The following is a 15,638-nucleotide window of genomic DNA, read 5'->3' on the forward strand; positions in this document are numbered from 1 at the left end:
TCTCCTCCTAAGGGCAGGCGTTAGCCTTCGCGCTTTTGCCCCTGGAGCGGCCTTCGATGAGCAAACGAATCCTGGTGATACTCGGCCACCCTTCGCCTAACAGTTTCTGCGCCGCATTGAGCGACAGCTATCTCAACAGTGCCCGCGACAACGGCCATGACGTCCGCCTGCTGGAGCTCGGCAGCCTGGCCTTCGACCCGATCCTGCATGACGGCTATCAACAGATACAAACCCTGGAACCCGACCTGCTGCATGCCCAGCAACTGATCCGCTGGGCCGAACACCTGGTGTTCGTCTTCCCGGTCTGGTGGGGCGGCATTCCAGCGCTGCTCAAGGGCTTCTTCGACCGCATCCTGCTGCCTGGCTTCGCCTTCAAGTACCGCAGCGACTCGCCCTTCCCCGAGCAACTGCTCAAGGGCCGCAGCGCCGACCTGCTGGTGAGCATGGACACGCCACCGTGGTATTACCGCTGGGTCTATCGCATGCCGGCCCTGCAGCAGATGCGTCGTACTACCCTGGGCTTCTGTGGAATCAGGGCGCAAAAGACGTTAACGTTTGGCCCCATCATCAGCTCGAGCGAACGCCAACGCGAAACCTGGCTGCAACAGGCGCGCAGGCTGGCTCACCGGCATTAACAGGACGTTCGATGTACATCGGCAAAGCCGCGCAACTGTCCGGAGCGACCATCAAGAGCATTCGCCACTATGAGCGCATCGGCCTGTTGCCGGCGCCCAGGCGCCAGGGCAGCTATCGCCTGTATGACCAGCAGAGCGTCACTCTGCTGAGCCTGATCAAGTGCGCGCAAAAGCTCGGCTTCAGCCTCAAGGAGATGCAGATGCTGGTCAGTGCAGAGCAGGCCGGCTTGCCGATCGAGCGGGTGCGCCAGGCGATTGCCGGCAAGAAAGCCCAGTTGCAGGCGCAGATCCAGGCGCTGCAGCAACAGCATCAAGGCCTGCTCGAACTGGAAACCAGTCTCGAGCAAAGCCATTACGATTGCTTCGACTACAACGCTTGAGCCCATTGGAGCCGCCCTAATGTCCACCTCCCGTCGCGCCGTGTTTCTCGACCATAGCTCTCTGGACCTGGGTGACCTGGCGCTGGATCGGCTCAAGAACTGTTTCGATGAGCTGCAACTCTATCCGGCAACCGCCCCCGAGCAAGTCACCGAACGCCTTCAGGGCGCAACGGTGGCGATCAGCAACAAAGTCATGATCGATGCTGCCACCTTGGCGGCCTGCCCCGAGCTGAAGCTGATTCTGGTCGCCGCCACCGGCACCAACAATGTCGACCTGCAGGCGGCCCGCGCCCAGGGTGTGGTGGTCAGCAACTGCCAGGGCTACGGCACGCCGTCGGTGGCCCAGCACACCCTGACCCTGCTGCTGGCGCTGGCCACACGCCTGAGCGACTATCAAAAGGCCGTCGCCGATGGCCAATGGGCCAAGGCCAAGCAGTTCTGCCTGCTGGACTTCCCCATCGTCGAGCTGGAGGGCAAGACCCTCGGCCTGCTCGGCCATGGTGAGCTGGGTGGCGCAGTGGCGCGCCTGGCCGAAGCCTTCGGCATGCGCGTACTGCTCGGCCAACTGCCCGGTCGCCCGCCTCGCGAAGACCGCCTGGCGCTGGACGAGCTGCTGCCGCAGGTCGATGCCCTGAGCCTGCACTGCCCGCTCAACGAACATACCCGCAACCTGATCGGCGCTCGCCAACTGGCCCTGCTCAAGCCCGGCGCCTTTGTGATCAACACCGCTCGCGGCGGCCTGATCGACGAGCAGGCCCTGGCCGACGCCTTGCGTGCTGGCCACCTGGGCGGCGCGGCGACCGATGTGCTGAGTGTCGAGCCCCCGGTCAACGGCAATCCGCTGCTGGCGGCGGACATCCCGCGCCTGATCGTCACCCCGCACACTGCCTGGGGCGCGGTCGAGTCACGCCAGCGAATCGTCGAACAGTTGAGCGAGAACGCCGAGGCGTTTTTCGCCGGCAGCCCTCGCCGCCAGGTCTAAGCCAGGCCAGGCTCTGGTAAACTGCGCCACTTTTTTCAGGAGTCGCCGTCCATGGACCCGCGCAGTGAAGTGTTGCTTCGTCAGGCCGATCTTTTTCAGGGCTCGCTGTTGCTGGCCGGTTTGCCTGCCGACGACCTGCTCGGCAAACTGCCGGCGGCCCATGGCTGGAGCTGGCACGCCGGCGATCAGACGGCACTCGATGCGCGCTTCGCCGGGCGCAGCCACTTCGGCGTAGCAGCGCCGGCCCAAGCCTTCGATGCCGCCGTGCTGTTCTTGCCCAAGTCCCGCGACCTGGCCAACTACCTGCTCAACGCCCTGGCCTCGCGCCTGGCCGGCCGCGAGCTTTACCTGGTCGGCGAAAAACGCGGCGGCATCGAAGGCGCGGCCAAGCAGCTGCATGCCTTTGGCAAGCCGCGCAAACTCGACAGCGCCCGACACTGCCAGTTGTGGCAGGTCACCGTGGAACACGCCCCTGAAGCCAAACCCCTGCAAAGCCTGGCCGAGCAGTTTCAACTGGAGCTGGCCGATGGCCCGCTGCAGATCGTCAGCCTGCCGGGGGTATTCAGCCACGGCCGCCTGGACCGTGGTAGCGCCCTGCTGCTGGAGAACCTCGATCAATTGCCGAGCGGCCACGTACTGGATTTTGGTTGTGGCGCGGGCGTGCTCGGTGCGGCGATCAAACGCCGCTATCCGCAAAACCGCATCACCTTGCTCGATGTCGATGCCTTTGCCGTGGCCAGCAGTCGTCTGACCCTGGCCGCCAATGGTCTTGAAGGTGAGGTGATCAGCGGCGACGGCATCGATGCCGCGCCGCGCGAGCTGGACGTGATCATCAGCAACCCGCCGTTCCACACGGGCGTTCACACCAATTACCAGGCCTCGGAAAATCTGCTGCGAAAATCCGCCGATCATCTGAAAAAAGGCGGCGAAATGCGCCTGGTTGCCAACAGCTTCCTGCGCTACCAGCCGCTGATCGAAGAAGCCCTGGGCAACTGTCGGATCCGCGATGAGGGGCAAGGCTTTCGCATCTACCAGGCAACACGCGGTTAAAAAGAGCGCTTGCCGAATCGGGTTTGCCTAGGCAGAATCCGCTCCGTCCTAGGGGAGTAGTCTCCCGCGAGCACCCAGCTCGCCCGGTACGCGTCAACATACTTGGTCAACAGACCATGGCGCGTGCGACCCACGGTCCGCACAGACGGACCCAGGGTTTGACAAGACCTATGACACGAACACCTTACCCGGGGCGGGAAGGCTGTACGTGTCATAGCCGTGTCGACCCGCCCCCGTAGGAATCCTGATGCTGGAATCATTGCTCGTCCCCACCGCGATCGTGGCCCTCGCCGAAATTGGCGACAAGACCCAATTGCTCGCGCTGATCCTTGCCGCGCGCTTTCGCAAACCCTGGCCGATCATCGCCGGTATCATCGCCGCCACGTTGGCCAACCATGCCGCTGCAGGCGCAGTCGGCGCCTGGGTCAGTACCTTCTTCAGCGCCGTTACCCTGCACTGGATTCTCGCTGCAAGCTTTGCCGCCACGGCGTTGTGGACACTGATCCCGGACAAGATGGACGATGACGAAGCCAGCACTGCGCGGCGCTTCGGCCCGTTCCTGACCACCCTGATCGCGTTCTTCATCGCTGAAATCGGCGACAAGACCCAGGTCGCCACGGTGATGCTGGCGGCGCAGTATCCGCACCTGATCATGGTGATTATCGGCACCACCCTGGGCATGTTGATTGCCAACGTGCCGGTGGTACTGGCGGGTAACTTTGCCGCCGAGAAACTGCCATTGACCCTGATCCGCCGCCTGGCTTCGGCCGCGTTCTTCGTCCTGGCCGCGGTGGCGGTGTATTCGGCGATGCAGGTCAGTGGCTGGATAGGCTGATCACAATCGCGGGTCAAGCCCGCTCCTACAGGGGCCTGTGGGAGCGGGCTTGACCCGCGATTTTTACTTGCGGGCCTGCTCGTACAACGGCATCACCTTCGGAATCGCCGCCTGCAACGCAGACTGACGGCTGGCCGAGGCCGGGTGGGTACTCATGAACTCCGGCTGCGAACCGCCCGAGGCCTGGGCCATCTTGTCCCATAGGCTGATTGCCGCATTCGGGTTGTAGCCGGCACGGGCGGCCAGCTCCAGGCCGATCAGGTCGGCTTCGTTTTCGTTGGCACGGCTGTTGGGCAGGGTCATGCTGTACTGCACCACGGTGTCGGCAATCGCCATGCTGTCCTGGCCCAGGCCCAGCAAGGCACCGGCGCCCTGGCGAGCCATCTGCACGCCATAGGCCTTGGACATCGCTTCACGACCATGCTCGCGCAGGGCGTGGGCGATTTCATGACCCATGACTGCAGCGAGCTCGTCGTCAGTCAGCTTGAGCTTTTCGATCAGGCCGCTGTAGACAAAGATCTTGCCGCCAGGCCCGCAGTTGGCGTTGAGCTCGTCGCTCTTGATCAGGTTCACTTCCCAGTTCCACTGCGCCGAATCCGGGCGGAACTGCGGCGCCTGGGCAATCAGACGGTTGGCGATAGCCTGCACACGCTTGGCATTGGCGCTGCTCTTGTCGAGCACACCCTTGCTCGACGCCTCGCCCAGGGTTTGCTGGTACGACTGGGCATACATCTGGTTGACTTCATCGGTCGACAACATGCTGAACATGTATTGCTTACGCTCGACACCCACGGCGCCGCCGCTGGTGGTGTTCACCGCCTGGCAGCCAGCGAGCAGGACGCTGGCGCTCAATGCACCGATTACAAATGACTTACGCATGAAAACACTCCCTTCGAACATGCCGCGTATCCTAGGCCGACTCGGTTGAGCCCGCCATATCCGTGATGAAGATTTCTCCAGACGGTGCTCATGCTTTCGCCCCGCCGGGCCGATAACGCAAGGCAGACGCCTTTCCTTGCGCTTGGAGCCCCCTTCATGAAGTTCCGGTCGATCCAGTTTTCCGTCGCTGCCCTTGCCGGCGCCATTGTCCTGAGCATTGTCGCCGCCCTGGTGCTCTACGCCGTGTATTCCGGTGAACGTACCCAGGAGCTGGTGCAAAGCCGCACCCAGCAGCAGTTCGAGGCAGTGATCGAGCAGCGCCTGACCGCCCTGGCGCGGACCCAGGTCAGCGAGATCCAGCGCGGCCTGGAAGCACCGCTGCTGATAGCCAAGGGCCTGGCCACCAGCAACGCCATGCTCGGCATGCCGGATGCCAGCGGCAAGCCGCTGCTGAAGATCGAACGCGAACAACTGATCGCCCTGCTCAAGCAGACGGCGCTGACCAACCCGCTGATCCTCGGCACCTACCTGGGCTGGGAAACCAATGCCCTGGACCACGATGACGCCCGCTTCGTCGGCACGTCAGTCATCGGTATCGACAGCGCCACCGGGCGCTTTCTGCCCTGGTGGTTCCGCAACGAAGACGGCAGCCTGGGCCTGGACAAGCTGGCCGACGTCAACGACCAGACCATCCTCGCCACTGGTGTGCGCACCAGTGAATATTACCTGTGCCCACGGGATTCGAAGAAAGCCTGCGTGATCGACCCAGCGCCTTATAAAGTAGGCGACAAGGTGGTAATGCTCGCCTCGTTCGTCGAGCCGATCATGATCGACGGCAAGTTCCAGGGCATCGCTGGCGCCGACCTGTCGGTGAACTTCATTCAGGAACTGCTCAATACCGCCGACCGCCAGCTCTATGACGGTGCCGGCGAACTGGCGCTGGTGTCCGGCAACGGCCGCCTGGTGGCCTTTACCAAGGACCCGAGCAAGTTCGGCGAGAAAGCCAGCGACGTCCTCGACGCCAATGCCGCCGGCACCCTGGCGCAACTGAGCGGCGAAAACCTGCACTACGAAGTCGATCAGGCAGCCGGCCGCATCGAGCTGTACCTGCCCTTCAAGATCGCCCATACCGACGCGCGCTGGACCTTGCTGCTGGAACTGCCGATCAGCGCGGTGATGGCCGATGTCGAGAAGCTGCAAAGCGACCTCAGTGCCCAGCGCCGTACCGACATCACCGGCATGACGGTCGTCGGCCTGGGCATCGCGGCCCTTGGCCTGCTGGTGATCTGGCTGTTGGCCCACGGTATTGCCCGGCCACTGCGGCAGATGGTGGCGATGCTCGACGACATCGCCCAGGGCGAAGGCGACCTGACTCGCCGCCTGAGCAGCGACCGTGCCGACGAACTGGGCTCGATCGCCACGGGCTTCAACACCTTCCTGAGCAAGCTGCAGGCGATGATCAGCCAGGTGGTGGCCTCGGTGCAGAAGGTCAGCGACTCCTCCGAGCACACCGCCGATATCGCCATCCGCACCAACCAGGGCGTGCACAAGCAAATGGCCGAGATCGACCTGGTGGCCACCGCCGTGCACGAGATGACTGCCACCGCCCAGGACGTGGCGCGCAATGCCACCCATGCCGCCCAGGCGGCTAGCAACGCTGACCAGGCAGCGCATCAGGGCCTGGCCATTGTGCGCGATACGTCCAGCTCGATCAGCGCCCTGGCCGAGGAAATCGGCCGCGCAGTCGGCGTGGTGCAAACCCTGGCCCGCGACAGCGAGAACATCAACGCCATCCTCACTGCCATTCGTGCGATCGCCGAGCAGACCAACCTGCTGGCGCTCAACGCCGCCATCGAGGCAGCCCGCGCTGGTGAACAGGGCCGTGGTTTTGCCGTGGTGGCCGACGAGGTGCGCAACCTGGCACAGAAAACCCAGCAGGCCACTGAAGAAATCCAGCAGATGATCCAGCAACTGCAGCAGGGTACCCGCGATGTAGTGCGGGTGATGGAAGACAGCCAGGGCAAGACCGACGACAGCGTGCAACAGGCCGCGCGCGCCGCCCAGGCACTGGAGAGCATTACCCAGGCGGTGTCGGTGATCAACGACATGAACACGCAGATTGCCAGTGCCGCCGAAGAGCAGAGCGCGGTGGCCGAAGACATCAACCGCAATGTGATCAATATCGGCCAGGTGGCCAACGAGGTGGCTGGCGGCGCAGATGAGTCGAGCACCGCCAGTGCCGAACTGACCAAGCTGGCCGAGCAGCAGCGGCGTTTGATCAATCAGTTCAGGGTGTGACCCGCGATGCTTTTAGGCCGGGGTCAAGCACTCCGGCCCATTGAGCTTCGGATCATTGACCATATTGGCCAGCACCCGCTCACGCAGCGCTGCCTGGCTGCTCGCCAGCAGCTCGTACAAGCGCGCTGGCGGGGTTTCGGGATCAAGCCAGGTCGCCTGCCCGGCCGCATCGAGAATCAGCGGCCGGCGCTGGCTCATCGCCGCCTGGGTCACCACTGCGGTACTCAGCCAGACCTGATCCTGTACCGGATACGCCTCCCAGATCGCGGCAAAAAACAGCGAAGAGCCCTCCCCCGGTGTCAGCCAGTAGGGCCGCTTGCGCTGGGTACCGCGCCATTCGTAAAACCCGTTGGCCGGCAGCAGGCAGCGGCGCAGGCGAAACGCTTCACGGAACATGGGCTGTTCGGCCAGGGTTTCGGCCCGGGCATGGGCCGGGGTGCGCGACAGGTCGGTGAGCCAGGCCGGGGTCAACCCCCAGCGCGCCCGCGCCAGCTCCATCTGGCCGTCCTCGAGACGGCGCTGGATCAGCACCGAGGCGCCGGGGGAGATATTCCATTGTGCCTGCTGGTCACTGGGGAATCCCGGCAAGGCAGCAAAGGCCGCAGACCAGCGAAACAGCGCATAACGTCCACACATGAGGGCAAAAACCTAGCAAATCAGGGTTCCGGGGATGTTCTCCGGTTCGTCGCCCGCAAGTGGCTGGGCGCTATTGTACGCGGCGATCAGCTCGCGTGCGCAGGCGGCCTGCTCATCGGCCACTGCCAGGCCAAGCAATCCGTGCATCGGCAGATCGCCCATGGCCCCCATCAGGTCGCGGCCGACCAAGTGCACGGTGATGCCTTCGCTGGCAAGCATACCGATGAGCATTTGCGCCTCCAGCAGGCTTTCAGGGTCGTAGATTCGCTGCATCAGTCATTCTCACCATAAACGTCCAGCATCCATTCCTCGCCATGCACCTGCAGCACGAACCTGATCGGCTTGCAGCACACCTGGCAGTCCTCGATGTACTCCTGGTCGCCACCCGACAGATCCACCGTCGTCTCGACTTCTTCACCACAATAAGGACAATCGTAGATCGCTGGTTCCAGCATCGCGGCCTCCCGAGTGACTTGTGCGTATAATTGCCGGTCTATTTACAGGCCCTGAGTGTGTCTGAGCCGTTTTTCAGACCCCGGCCCTACCTATTACCCTAGCCGTTTCCAACAAGAGAGCATGATGGGCGAATTCGATGCCATCCGACCGTACGACGACGCTGAAGTCCCTGCCGTTCTGGCACGGCTGCTCAGCGACCCGGCATTCCTCGATATCCTCACCCACTTCCGCTTCCCGCGCATGGCCGGGGCTTTCGGCTGGCTGCTCAAGCCGCTGATCGCCCGGCGCCTGCGCAAAGAGTTTGCCGGGGTCAGTTGCGTTTCGACCCTGCAGGACAAGGTCGAGTACTACGTCGACCATACCATCGAGCGGGCGACGGACGGCGTGACCTACACCGGCGTCGAGCAGCTCAAGGCCGGTACCGCCTACCTGTTCCTGGCCAACCATCGCGATATCGTCATGGACCCGGCCTTCGTCAACTATGCCGTGTACCACGCCGGCCTGCCGACCCCGCGCATCGCCATCGGCGACAATCTGCTGCAAAAGCCGTTCGTCAGCGACATGATGCGTCTGAACAAGAGCTTTATCGTGCACCGCTCGATCACCGGGCGCCGGGAAAAGCTTGCGGCTTATCAACTGCTATCGGCCTACATCAACCACTCGATCCGCAACGACGGCCAGTCGATCTGGATCGCCCAGGCTGAAGGCCGGGCCAAGGATGGTGATGACCGTACCGATTCGGCGATCCTGAAAATGTTCCACATGAGCCGCAAGGACGAACCGTTCGGCGCCGTGATCCAGTCGCTGAACCTGAGCCCGGTGTCGATCAGCTACGAGTACGACCCGTGCGACCAGGCCAAGGCCCGCGAGCTGTACATCCGCGCCACCACCGGTACTTACAGCAAGGCGCCGGGCGAGGACGACATCAGCATCGCCCAAGGCATCACCGGCTACAAAGGCCGCGTGCACATCAACTTTGCCCCGCCGGTGACCGAGTTCGTCGAGGACACCAAGCAACTGGCAGCGGAGATTGATCGGCAGATTCTGGCCGGCTACCGGTTGTTCCCGGTGCATTACCTGGCCTATGCGCAGTGGACCGGTGTCGACCCGGCACTGCAAGTACCGGCGGCGGCCAAGGTATTCCCGGCCGATGAACTGGCCCGCGCCCAGGCCGAGTGGCAGCGCCGCCTGGACGCTTGCCCGGCCGAGCAGCGGCCGTACCTGGTGCAGCAGTATGCGATGCCGGTACGTAACCAGTACCGGGTCAAGGCGGGATTGGCGTTGTAAATTTATCGCGGGGCAAGCCCGCCCCCACATTACCGGTGGGAGCGGGCTTGCCGCGCGAATGGATTACACCCAGGTACTGAACCAGGACAGCAACAAGGCCAACGCCAGGAAGGCAAAGCCGAGAATGTAATAGAAGCGGTTGATGCGCAGGCTCATACCATCGACCACCGCTTCATCGGCGGCCATGCCCGCCAGGGTTTGCGCCGTGCGGCGACGGGCGCTGTGCAGCAGCAGGCCGCCCGGACAGGTCAGCACCAGGGCCAGCAGGTTGATCAGCTTGGCCGGATGGGCGGCAAACAGCCCCCAGATCACTTGCAACGACATCGCAAAACCTCAAAAGAAGTACATCGATACTTTCGACACGGCGGGCATTCTACCCAAGCGCCGTGCCCCTGCCTGTGCTTTGCGACAAATGACGATTAATTCGCGCCGTCACACGCTCGTCATCTAGACACGCCACTCTATCGGCCGTCGCCAACCACCGGAGCTTGTCATGCTGCACGCCGAAAACCAGGACCGCCTCTACCTGATCGCCCAGAGCGACGAGCAACAGGCACTGATCGACGGCCTGGCGTTCAACGTCCAGGACCGCCAATGGCTGGTGTACTGCGCCCTGGGCGGGCATGCTCATGAGCACCTGCCCGAGGTCGACGGCCCGACGGGCATCAGCGTACTGGACTTCTACGTCGAAGCCGCCTGAAACTCCAGAAAAGCAAAAGCCCGATGCCTGCCACGCAGACATCGGGCTTTTTGTTGTGCAGGCTTATTCGCCGAGGATCTGGCCGATGGCCTGGTCCTTGAACAGACGGGTCAGCGCGTCGCTGAGCACATCACCCACCAGCTTGGTGTTGGTTTCCTGGTTGGGCGCCATGCCGAAGCGCTGGTCCAGCGAAGCGCCGTAACGGCCACTGTAGCGACGGTTGGCGTTGGCCACGTCAGCCTTGAAGGTCGCGCCGATGGTGGCTTCGGTCACGTACATGCCCTCTTTGGGCGACTGGTACTTGAGTTCGGCCAGGGTCACGGTCAGCTGTGGCGCGTTGTAGGCATTTGGTGTCGGGGTGAAGCCCAGCAGGCGCACAGCCGCTTCGGCCTGGGCCTGCAGTTTTGGCAGGATGTCGTTGCCAGTCACGGTAATGGCGCTGGTTTCAGGGTACAGGCCGCCACGGGTGCCCAGGGTTTGCGAAGCACGGCCATCGACCACCTTGACCACCACCGGCTGGCCATGACCGACCGGTGCCAGTTGGGCGTTGAGTTTTGGTTGCGGGCTGAGTTGTTGCGGGCTGTGGGCACAACCGGCCAGGGTCAGACTGGTCACCGCGATCAAACCGAACAACAAACGTTGCAACATGCTCATCTCTCCAGAATAGGCAGCAAAGGCCGCCAGTATAACCAGCACGGGGCAGCCCAGCTATCGGCGTGCCATTAGTGAATAAGACAGGCATGCCCGGCTCCGGTTCGCTGTCACAATCGTTTCATCAGTGCCCGGTTATCCTTGCCTCAGTTCTTCACAGGGATACCCGCCATGTCCTCGCTCCTGGCCCTGCTGTTCAAACGCAATCCACAACGTTGCTTCGCCCGCCTCGACGCCCTGGGCCATTGCCAGGCCTTCAAGCAGTGCGCGCAGGCCCCGGCGACCAGTGGTTGGGTGGAAATCAACGAAATTCGCCTGGCCTGGCTCAACCGGCCGCTGCCCGCCAGCGCCCGTGTTTCAAAGCGTGTCAGCGGAAACTGGCTGCAACGCAGCCTCGCAGCCTGAGTTTTGCCTCAATAAAAGTCGCTAATAAAGAGCTTTTCTGCCCGCGACATCGCTATAATCTCCCCCCGATTATAAGGACGTCTCCTGATCGGGCCTCGCAGTACCGCCAATGCCCAGCATTGCGCCTCCCCCGCACCGCCCACAGAGAGCCTTCCACACAGGTCTTGCACCAGCCAGTGTGCCTGCGTCATCCGGCCCTCTGCTCTGCCTGAACCTGCCGGGTCTGCCATCGCGCAGTCCATTTTGAGGTTCACGTCTCCAAAAGAGCGTGAAAAAACGGGTTTTCACAACTTCACAAGAGTGTGGCGAGCAATGAACAGTCTGGCATGTGCAATAGCACCTAAAGTGTCCCGATCAGCCCTGAACAGCTGGCAACAGCGCTCATCTCGCATGGGTGACTGAAGCCGGTCCATAACGCACGACGGATACCTTGACCATAAGTCGAATTGCCGCACCGGCTGTAAAATGCGTTCATAGGCAACGCAAAGCCCGGTTGGCGGTGTCCGCTGAAGTTGCAAAAACTGCGAAGAATCGGACATGGCGATCCTGGCAAGCCAGGGATCCTATGCTGTCAATTTGGTGCTGAAGATTTTGGAGACGCGTTACATGGCGCAGAACGAAGCAGTCGATGTAGTACTGGTAGGGGCAGGCATCATGAGTGCCACCCTGGCCGTACTGCTCAAGGAACTCGACCCGGCGATCAAGCTGGAAGTCGTCGAGTTGATGGATTCGGGTGCCGCGGAAAGTTCCAACCCGTGGAACAACGCCGGGACCGGCCATGCCGGGCTGTGTGAACTGAACTACACGCCACAGGCCGCCGACGGCAGCATCGATATCAAGAAAGCGGTGCATATCAATACCCAGTTCGAGGTGTCCCGGCAGTTCTGGGCCTACCTGAGCAAGAAAGGCGCGTTCAGCTCGCCACGGGCGTTCATCAACCCCGTGCCGCACCTGAGCTACGTCGAAGGCGAAAAGGGCATCAGCTTCCTCAAGAAGCGATTCGAGATGCTCAAGCAGCACCACGCCTTCAGCGAAATGGAATACACCGAAGACAAGGCGGTGATGAACGAGTGGATGCCACTGATGATGCCGGGTCGCCCTGCCGACCAGCAGATCGCCGCCACCCGCGTCATGAAAGGCACCGACGTCAACTTCGGCGCGCTGACCAACAAGCTGCTCAAGCACCTGGCCAACGCGCCTGAGGCACAGGTCAAATACTGCAAGAAGGTCACCGGCCTGCGCCGTAACGGCAGTGGCTGGACCGTCAGCATCAAGGACGTCAACAGCGGCAGCAGCCGTGAAGTCGACGCCCGCTTCGTGTTCCTCGGCGCAGGTGGCGCGGCCCTGCCGCTGCTGCAACTGTCGGGTATAGAAGAGAGCAAGGGCTTCGGCGGCTTCCCGGTCAGCGGCCAGTGGCTGCGTTGCGACAACCCGGAAGTGGTCAAGCGCCACCAGGCCAAGGTCTACAGCCAGGCCGCGGTAGGTTCGCCACCGATGTCGGTACCGCATCTGGATACCCGCGTCGTCGACGGCAAGACCTCGCTGCTGTTCGGCCCGTATGCCGGCTTCACCACCAAGTTCCTCAAGCACGGCTCGTTCCTCGACCTGCCGCTGTCGGTTCGCATGGGCAACATCGGCCCGATGCTGGCCGTGGCCCGCGACAACATGGACCTGACCAAGTACCTGGTCAGCGAAGTGATGCAGTCGATGGAGCAGCGCCTGGACTCCCTGCGCCGCTTCTACCCCGAGGCCAAGGCCGAGGACTGGCGCCTGGAAGTGGCTGGCCAGCGCGTGCAGATCATCAAGAAAGACCCGAAAAAAGGCGGCATCCTGCAGTTCGGTACCGAACTGGTTGCAGCCAAGGACGGCTCCCTGGCCGCCCTGCTCGGCGCTTCGCCAGGTGCTTCGGTGACCGTCTCGATCATGCTGGAACTGATCGAGCGCTGCTTCCCCGAACAGTCCAAGGGCGCCTGGGCTGCCAAGCTCAAGGAAATTTTCCCGGCGCGGGAAAAGGTCCTGGCCGCCGACGCTGCCCTGTACCACAAGATCAGTGCGTACAACGACGAGGCCCTGGGCCTGGTCGAAAGCAGCCCGGCACAAAGCTACGCATAACCTGCCGGCATAAAAAAACGCCCTTCGGGGCGTTTTTTATGGGCGCTGGTATCAGCTGCGGGCCTTGTCGATGATCTCGATGTACTCGGCGGCGCTGCGCTGATCCTTGATGGCCTCGATAAAGGTCTGGCCGTGCTCGTCCTTGCCGTCAAGGTCATAACCGGCTTCGACGAAAAAGCCGACATAGCGCTCGAAGTCATCGATGCGCAGGCCGCGATAGCCCTTGATCAGCTTGTGATGCGACGGCGAAGTAACGTTATCGGCCGGCTCGTACTGGAGGAACGACTTGATGTAGTCGTCGCTGATCTCATCACCAATCACTTGCTTCTTGTCTTTACGCATTGCCGACTCCAACTGGACCATCACGGACATTTTCACAGGTCGGCAGTTTACCCCCGGGCAGCGCCGGCACTCAACGCGCGCGTACGCTGCCGGTGTGCAGATCGGCCCAGATATGGCCATTGGGGTAACTGAGGAACTGCACATAGACGGTATCGTTGCGCAACAGATCGAGCATCACCCGGTACTGGGCCAGCGGATAGTTGAGCGTCAGGGTCTTGCTTTTGTCGTCGAACACCGGCTTTTTCAGGCTTTTGCTTTCGGCATCGAAGCTGATCAATACCTGGCTGATGGTCGCGCCCTTGCTCAGCGGCTTGCCCTTGAGGCGCAGGATCAACGGCGAAGTGACGGGGATCGGTTGCTGGTTGGACTGGCGCTGATTGCCCACCACCACCGAGTAGCTGGTGACCTGCAGCAACTGCTGCGAATCGGCAGTTTCCTTGCGCACCCCAAGGTCATCGGGCGGCAGGAACTGGCTGTGCAGGGGCGCTGCGGCCAGCGGCAGGCTCAGCAGGAACAACAGGGGGAAAAGTGCTCGCATGACAGGCTCCTTGGGGGCAGCCTGGCACTCTAGCATGGGGTTGCGCTCACCGGGCAAGCCGGGTCGACTTGCCCCACTGCTGGACGTCAGAGACCTTTGACGGCGTAAATACCATTGGCGTTGCGCCAGTAACCTTTGTAGTCCATGCCGTAACCGAACACATAACGGTCAACACAGCTCAGGCCGCAGAAATCGGCCTTGAGGTCGGCGCTGGCCTTGCGGTCATGGTCCTTGTCGATCAGCACGGCAGTATGCACGGCGCGGGCACCGGCATGTTTGCAGAAATCGATAATTGCGCTGAGGGTATGACCTTCGTCAAGAATGTCGTCGATGATCAGCACATCGCGATCAATGAACGAGACTTCCGGCTTGGCCTTCCAGAACAGGTCGCCGCCACTGGTCTGGTTGCGGTAGCGGGTGGCGTGCAGATAGGAAGATTCCAGCGGGAATTGCAGATGGGTCAGCAGTTTGCCGGCGAAGATCAGGCCGCCGTTCATCACGCAGAACACCACCGGGTTGCTGTCGGCCAGCACTTCGGTGATCTGCGCGCCCACGCGGGCGATGGCTGCCTCGACTTCGGCTTCGGTGTGCAGGCAGTCAGCCTCGCGCATGACTTGACGGATGTGCTCGAGATCGGCGGACATGGCGCTCTCCAAGGGGCGGCAATTGAGAAAAGCGGGCAAAGGTACGCATCCAATCGCGTCAGATCAAGCATTTCTGGACTAACGTCCAGTAAGCCTGAGGACATGCATGGCTGAATAGATTAATCTAGCGCGGTTTTTTTGCCCGCCCCCCCCCGGAGCTTTTCCTTATGCCTACCCGTGAGATCCGCCATCCGCTGATCCGCCACAAGCTCGGCCTGATGCGCCGTGCCGATATCAGCACCAAGAACTTTCGCGAGCTCGCCCAGGAAGTCGGCACGCTCCTGACCTACGAAGCGACCAAAGACCTGCCCCTGGAAAGCTATGAAATCGATGGCTGGTGCGGCAAGGTCCAGGTCGAGAAAATCGCTGGCAAGAAGATCACTGTAGTACCGATCCTGCGCGCCGGCATCGGCATGCTCGACGGCGTGCTCAGCCTGATTCCGGGCGCCAAGGTCAGCGCCGTGGGCGTCGCCCGCAACGAGGAAACCCTCGAAGCGCACACCTACCTGGAAAAACTGGCACCGGAAATCAACGAGCGTCTGGCGCTGATCATCGACCCGATGCTGGCCACCGGCGCGTCGATGGTTGCAACGATCGACCTGCTCAAGAAAGCCGGCTGCAAGGACATTCGCGCCATGGTACTGGTCGCCGCACCGGAAGGCATCAGCGTGGTCGAGAAAGCGCACCCGGATGTCCAGATCTACACCGCCTCGATCGACGAGCGCCTGAACGAGCACGGCTACATCATCCCAGGCCTGGGCGATGCCGGTGACAAGATCTTCGGTACCAAGCAGAAGGACGCCTGAAC

At 62.2% G+C, this 15,638-nt stretch carries 20 protein-coding genes, 1 pseudogene and 1 riboswitch; of the genes and pseudogenes, 12 read left to right on the top strand and 9 right to left on the bottom strand.

Annotated features, from left to right (window positions below):
- Positions 1 to 56: 56 nt before the first annotated feature.
- The 5 genes from F8N82_RS20865 (at position 57) to F8N82_RS20885 (ending at position 3,882) form a co-directional block, all read left to right on the top strand.
- On the top strand, positions 57 to 635 hold the full coding sequence (locus F8N82_RS20865; protein ID WP_038997135.1) for an NAD(P)H-dependent oxidoreductase: 579 nt from the start codon (positions 57 to 59) through the stop codon (positions 633 to 635).
- An 11-nt stretch (positions 636 to 646) separates the two neighbouring features.
- Complete coding sequence (locus F8N82_RS20870; RefSeq protein ID WP_038997136.1) at positions 647 to 1,015, top strand: MerR family transcriptional regulator; 369 nt, start codon at positions 647 to 649, stop codon at positions 1,013 to 1,015.
- A gap of 19 nt (positions 1,016 to 1,034) precedes the next feature.
- Complete coding sequence (locus tag F8N82_RS20875; RefSeq protein ID WP_038997137.1) at positions 1,035 to 1,997, top strand: 2-hydroxyacid dehydrogenase; 963 nt, start codon at positions 1,035 to 1,037, stop codon at positions 1,995 to 1,997.
- A gap of 51 nt (positions 1,998 to 2,048) precedes the next feature.
- Positions 2,049 to 3,047 carry a class I SAM-dependent methyltransferase gene (locus tag F8N82_RS20880; protein WP_038997138.1) on the top strand — a complete coding sequence of 333 codons (999 nt, stop codon included), beginning with the start codon at positions 2,049 to 2,051 and terminating at the stop codon, positions 3,045 to 3,047.
- Positions 3,048 to 3,085: 38 nt separating this feature from the next.
- Positions 3,086 to 3,207: riboswitch (yybP-ykoY riboswitch) on the top strand.
- 87 nt (positions 3,208 to 3,294) lie between these two features.
- On the top strand, positions 3,295 to 3,882 hold the full coding sequence (locus tag F8N82_RS20885) for a TMEM165/GDT1 family protein (protein ID WP_038997139.1): 588 nt from the start codon (positions 3,295 to 3,297) through the stop codon (positions 3,880 to 3,882).
- 63 nt (positions 3,883 to 3,945) lie between these two features.
- Here F8N82_RS20885 and F8N82_RS20890 read toward each other — a convergent pair whose 3' ends face one another.
- Positions 3,946 to 4,761 (bottom strand): M48 family metallopeptidase, encoded by an 816-nt coding sequence (locus F8N82_RS20890; RefSeq protein ID WP_038999623.1) that lies wholly within the window; start codon positions 4,759 to 4,761, stop codon positions 3,946 to 3,948.
- Positions 4,762 to 6,000: 1,239 nt separating this feature from the next.
- On the opposite strand from F8N82_RS20890, the pseudogene F8N82_RS27695 reads away from it, so the two are divergent.
- Positions 6,001 to 6,204: pseudogene (locus F8N82_RS27695) on the top strand (HAMP domain-containing protein); the annotation flags it as partial.
- Positions 6,205 to 6,315: 111 nt separating this feature from the next.
- Complete coding sequence (locus tag F8N82_RS27700) at positions 6,316 to 7,059, top strand: methyl-accepting chemotaxis protein (RefSeq protein WP_414602499.1); 744 nt, start codon at positions 6,316 to 6,318, stop codon at positions 7,057 to 7,059.
- Positions 7,060 to 7,071: 12 nt separating this feature from the next.
- On the opposite strand, the gene F8N82_RS20900 is transcribed toward F8N82_RS27700, so the two are convergent.
- Genes F8N82_RS20900 through F8N82_RS20910 form a run of 3 tightly spaced genes read right to left on the bottom strand, consistent with a single transcriptional unit; the run spans position 7,072 to position 8,150 of the window.
- Complete coding sequence (locus F8N82_RS20900; protein ID WP_038997142.1) at positions 7,072 to 7,695, bottom strand: SOS response-associated peptidase; 624 nt, start codon at positions 7,693 to 7,695, stop codon at positions 7,072 to 7,074.
- A 12-nt stretch (positions 7,696 to 7,707) separates the two neighbouring features.
- The gene (locus F8N82_RS20905) at positions 7,708 to 7,968 is read right to left on the bottom strand and encodes a putative signal transducing protein (protein ID WP_038997143.1); all 261 of its coding nucleotides are present in this window, start codon (positions 7,966 to 7,968) and stop codon (positions 7,708 to 7,710) included.
- Positions 7,968 to 8,150, bottom strand: coding sequence for a CPXCG motif-containing cysteine-rich protein (locus tag F8N82_RS20910; RefSeq protein ID WP_038997144.1), 183 nt, complete (start codon positions 8,148 to 8,150; stop codon positions 7,968 to 7,970). The genes F8N82_RS20905 and F8N82_RS20910 overlap by 1 nt, the downstream gene beginning before the upstream one ends.
- Before the next feature lie 124 nt (positions 8,151 to 8,274).
- Between F8N82_RS20910 and F8N82_RS20915 the strand changes: the two genes are divergently transcribed.
- The gene (locus F8N82_RS20915; RefSeq protein ID WP_038997146.1) at positions 8,275 to 9,438 is read left to right on the top strand and encodes a 1-acyl-sn-glycerol-3-phosphate acyltransferase; all 1,164 of its coding nucleotides are present in this window, start codon (positions 8,275 to 8,277) and stop codon (positions 9,436 to 9,438) included.
- A gap of 63 nt (positions 9,439 to 9,501) precedes the next feature.
- Here F8N82_RS20915 and F8N82_RS20920 read toward each other — a convergent pair whose 3' ends face one another.
- A complete protein-coding gene (locus F8N82_RS20920) occupies positions 9,502 to 9,762 on the bottom strand; it encodes a hypothetical protein (RefSeq protein ID WP_038997147.1) in 261 nt (86 codons plus the stop codon).
- A 169-nt stretch (positions 9,763 to 9,931) separates the two neighbouring features.
- On the opposite strand from F8N82_RS20920, the gene F8N82_RS20925 reads away from it, so the two are divergent.
- A complete protein-coding gene (locus tag F8N82_RS20925; protein ID WP_038997149.1) occupies positions 9,932 to 10,138 on the top strand; it encodes a hypothetical protein in 207 nt (68 codons plus the stop codon).
- 63 nt (positions 10,139 to 10,201) lie between these two features.
- Here F8N82_RS20925 and F8N82_RS20930 read toward each other — a convergent pair whose 3' ends face one another.
- The gene (locus tag F8N82_RS20930) at positions 10,202 to 10,786 is read right to left on the bottom strand and encodes a YajG family lipoprotein (protein WP_038997150.1); all 585 of its coding nucleotides are present in this window, start codon (positions 10,784 to 10,786) and stop codon (positions 10,202 to 10,204) included.
- Between the two features lie 174 nt (positions 10,787 to 10,960).
- On the opposite strand from F8N82_RS20930, the gene F8N82_RS20935 reads away from it, so the two are divergent.
- A complete protein-coding gene (locus F8N82_RS20935) occupies positions 10,961 to 11,194 on the top strand; it encodes a hypothetical protein (RefSeq protein WP_038997152.1) in 234 nt (77 codons plus the stop codon).
- Positions 11,195 to 11,800: 606 nt separating this feature from the next.
- Complete coding sequence (gene mqo, locus F8N82_RS20940) at positions 11,801 to 13,306, top strand: malate dehydrogenase (quinone) (protein ID WP_038999625.1); 1,506 nt, start codon at positions 11,801 to 11,803, stop codon at positions 13,304 to 13,306.
- Positions 13,307 to 13,357: 51 nt separating this feature from the next.
- Here mqo and F8N82_RS20945 read toward each other — a convergent pair whose 3' ends face one another.
- The 3 genes from F8N82_RS20945 to F8N82_RS20955 form a co-directional block, all read right to left on the bottom strand.
- A complete protein-coding gene (locus F8N82_RS20945; protein WP_038997153.1) occupies positions 13,358 to 13,648 on the bottom strand; it encodes a PA4642 family protein in 291 nt (96 codons plus the stop codon).
- A 70-nt stretch (positions 13,649 to 13,718) separates the two neighbouring features.
- Entirely contained in the window at positions 13,719 to 14,186 is a 468-nt protein-coding gene (locus tag F8N82_RS20950) for a hypothetical protein (RefSeq protein ID WP_038997155.1), read from the bottom strand.
- Positions 14,187 to 14,272: 86 nt separating this feature from the next.
- Complete coding sequence (locus tag F8N82_RS20955) at positions 14,273 to 14,830, bottom strand: hypoxanthine-guanine phosphoribosyltransferase (RefSeq protein ID WP_010225758.1); 558 nt, start codon at positions 14,828 to 14,830, stop codon at positions 14,273 to 14,275.
- Positions 14,831 to 14,997: 167 nt separating this feature from the next.
- Between F8N82_RS20955 and upp the strand changes: the two genes are divergently transcribed.
- Positions 14,998 to 15,636, top strand: a complete 639-nt coding sequence (gene upp, locus F8N82_RS20960; RefSeq protein WP_038997157.1) for a uracil phosphoribosyltransferase — start codon at positions 14,998 to 15,000, stop codon at positions 15,634 to 15,636.
- Positions 15,637 to 15,638: the final 2 nt, after the last annotated feature.

Origin of the sequence: Pseudomonas fluorescens (assembly GCF_902497775.2) — a bacterium.
Taxonomy (GTDB): domain Bacteria; phylum Pseudomonadota; class Gammaproteobacteria; order Pseudomonadales; family Pseudomonadaceae; genus Aquipseudomonas; species Aquipseudomonas putida_F.

What these genes read in the sequence shown, in the direction of transcription:
- F8N82_RS20865 (WP_038997135.1), top strand. Translation starts at nt 57, where the DNA reads ATGAGCAAACGAATCCTGGTGATACTCGGCCACCCTTCGCCTAACAGT.
- F8N82_RS20870 (WP_038997136.1), top strand. Translation starts at nt 647, where the DNA reads ATGTACATCGGCAAAGCCGCGCAACTGTCCGGAGCGACCATCAAGAGC.
- F8N82_RS20875 (WP_038997137.1), top strand. Translation starts at nt 1,035, where the DNA reads ATGTCCACCTCCCGTCGCGCCGTGTTTCTCGACCATAGCTCTCTGGAC.
- F8N82_RS20880 (WP_038997138.1), top strand. Translation starts at nt 2,049, where the DNA reads ATGGACCCGCGCAGTGAAGTGTTGCTTCGTCAGGCCGATCTTTTTCAG.
- F8N82_RS20885 (WP_038997139.1), top strand. Translation starts at nt 3,295, where the DNA reads ATGCTGGAATCATTGCTCGTCCCCACCGCGATCGTGGCCCTCGCCGAA.
- F8N82_RS20890 (WP_038999623.1), bottom strand. Translation starts at nt 4,761, where the DNA reads ATGCGTAAGTCATTTGTAATCGGTGCATTGAGCGCCAGCGTCCTGCTC.
- F8N82_RS27700 (WP_414602499.1), top strand. Translation starts at nt 6,316, where the DNA reads ATGGCCGAGATCGACCTGGTGGCCACCGCCGTGCACGAGATGACTGCC.
- F8N82_RS20900 (WP_038997142.1), bottom strand. Translation starts at nt 7,695, where the DNA reads ATGTGTGGACGTTATGCGCTGTTTCGCTGGTCTGCGGCCTTTGCTGCC.
- F8N82_RS20905 (WP_038997143.1), bottom strand. Translation starts at nt 7,968, where the DNA reads ATGCAGCGAATCTACGACCCTGAAAGCCTGCTGGAGGCGCAAATGCTC.
- F8N82_RS20910 (WP_038997144.1), bottom strand. Translation starts at nt 8,150, where the DNA reads ATGCTGGAACCAGCGATCTACGATTGTCCTTATTGTGGTGAAGAAGTC.
- F8N82_RS20915 (WP_038997146.1), top strand. Translation starts at nt 8,275, where the DNA reads ATGGGCGAATTCGATGCCATCCGACCGTACGACGACGCTGAAGTCCCT.
- F8N82_RS20920 (WP_038997147.1), bottom strand. Translation starts at nt 9,762, where the DNA reads ATGTCGTTGCAAGTGATCTGGGGGCTGTTTGCCGCCCATCCGGCCAAG.
- F8N82_RS20925 (WP_038997149.1), top strand. Translation starts at nt 9,932, where the DNA reads ATGCTGCACGCCGAAAACCAGGACCGCCTCTACCTGATCGCCCAGAGC.
- F8N82_RS20930 (WP_038997150.1), bottom strand. Translation starts at nt 10,786, where the DNA reads ATGTTGCAACGTTTGTTGTTCGGTTTGATCGCGGTGACCAGTCTGACC.
- F8N82_RS20935 (WP_038997152.1), top strand. Translation starts at nt 10,961, where the DNA reads ATGTCCTCGCTCCTGGCCCTGCTGTTCAAACGCAATCCACAACGTTGC.
- mqo (WP_038999625.1), top strand. Translation starts at nt 11,801, where the DNA reads ATGGCGCAGAACGAAGCAGTCGATGTAGTACTGGTAGGGGCAGGCATC.
- F8N82_RS20945 (WP_038997153.1), bottom strand. Translation starts at nt 13,648, where the DNA reads ATGCGTAAAGACAAGAAGCAAGTGATTGGTGATGAGATCAGCGACGAC.
- F8N82_RS20950 (WP_038997155.1), bottom strand. Translation starts at nt 14,186, where the DNA reads ATGCGAGCACTTTTCCCCCTGTTGTTCCTGCTGAGCCTGCCGCTGGCC.
- F8N82_RS20955 (WP_010225758.1), bottom strand. Translation starts at nt 14,830, where the DNA reads ATGTCCGCCGATCTCGAGCACATCCGTCAAGTCATGCGCGAGGCTGAC.
- upp (WP_038997157.1), top strand. Translation starts at nt 14,998, where the DNA reads ATGCCTACCCGTGAGATCCGCCATCCGCTGATCCGCCACAAGCTCGGC.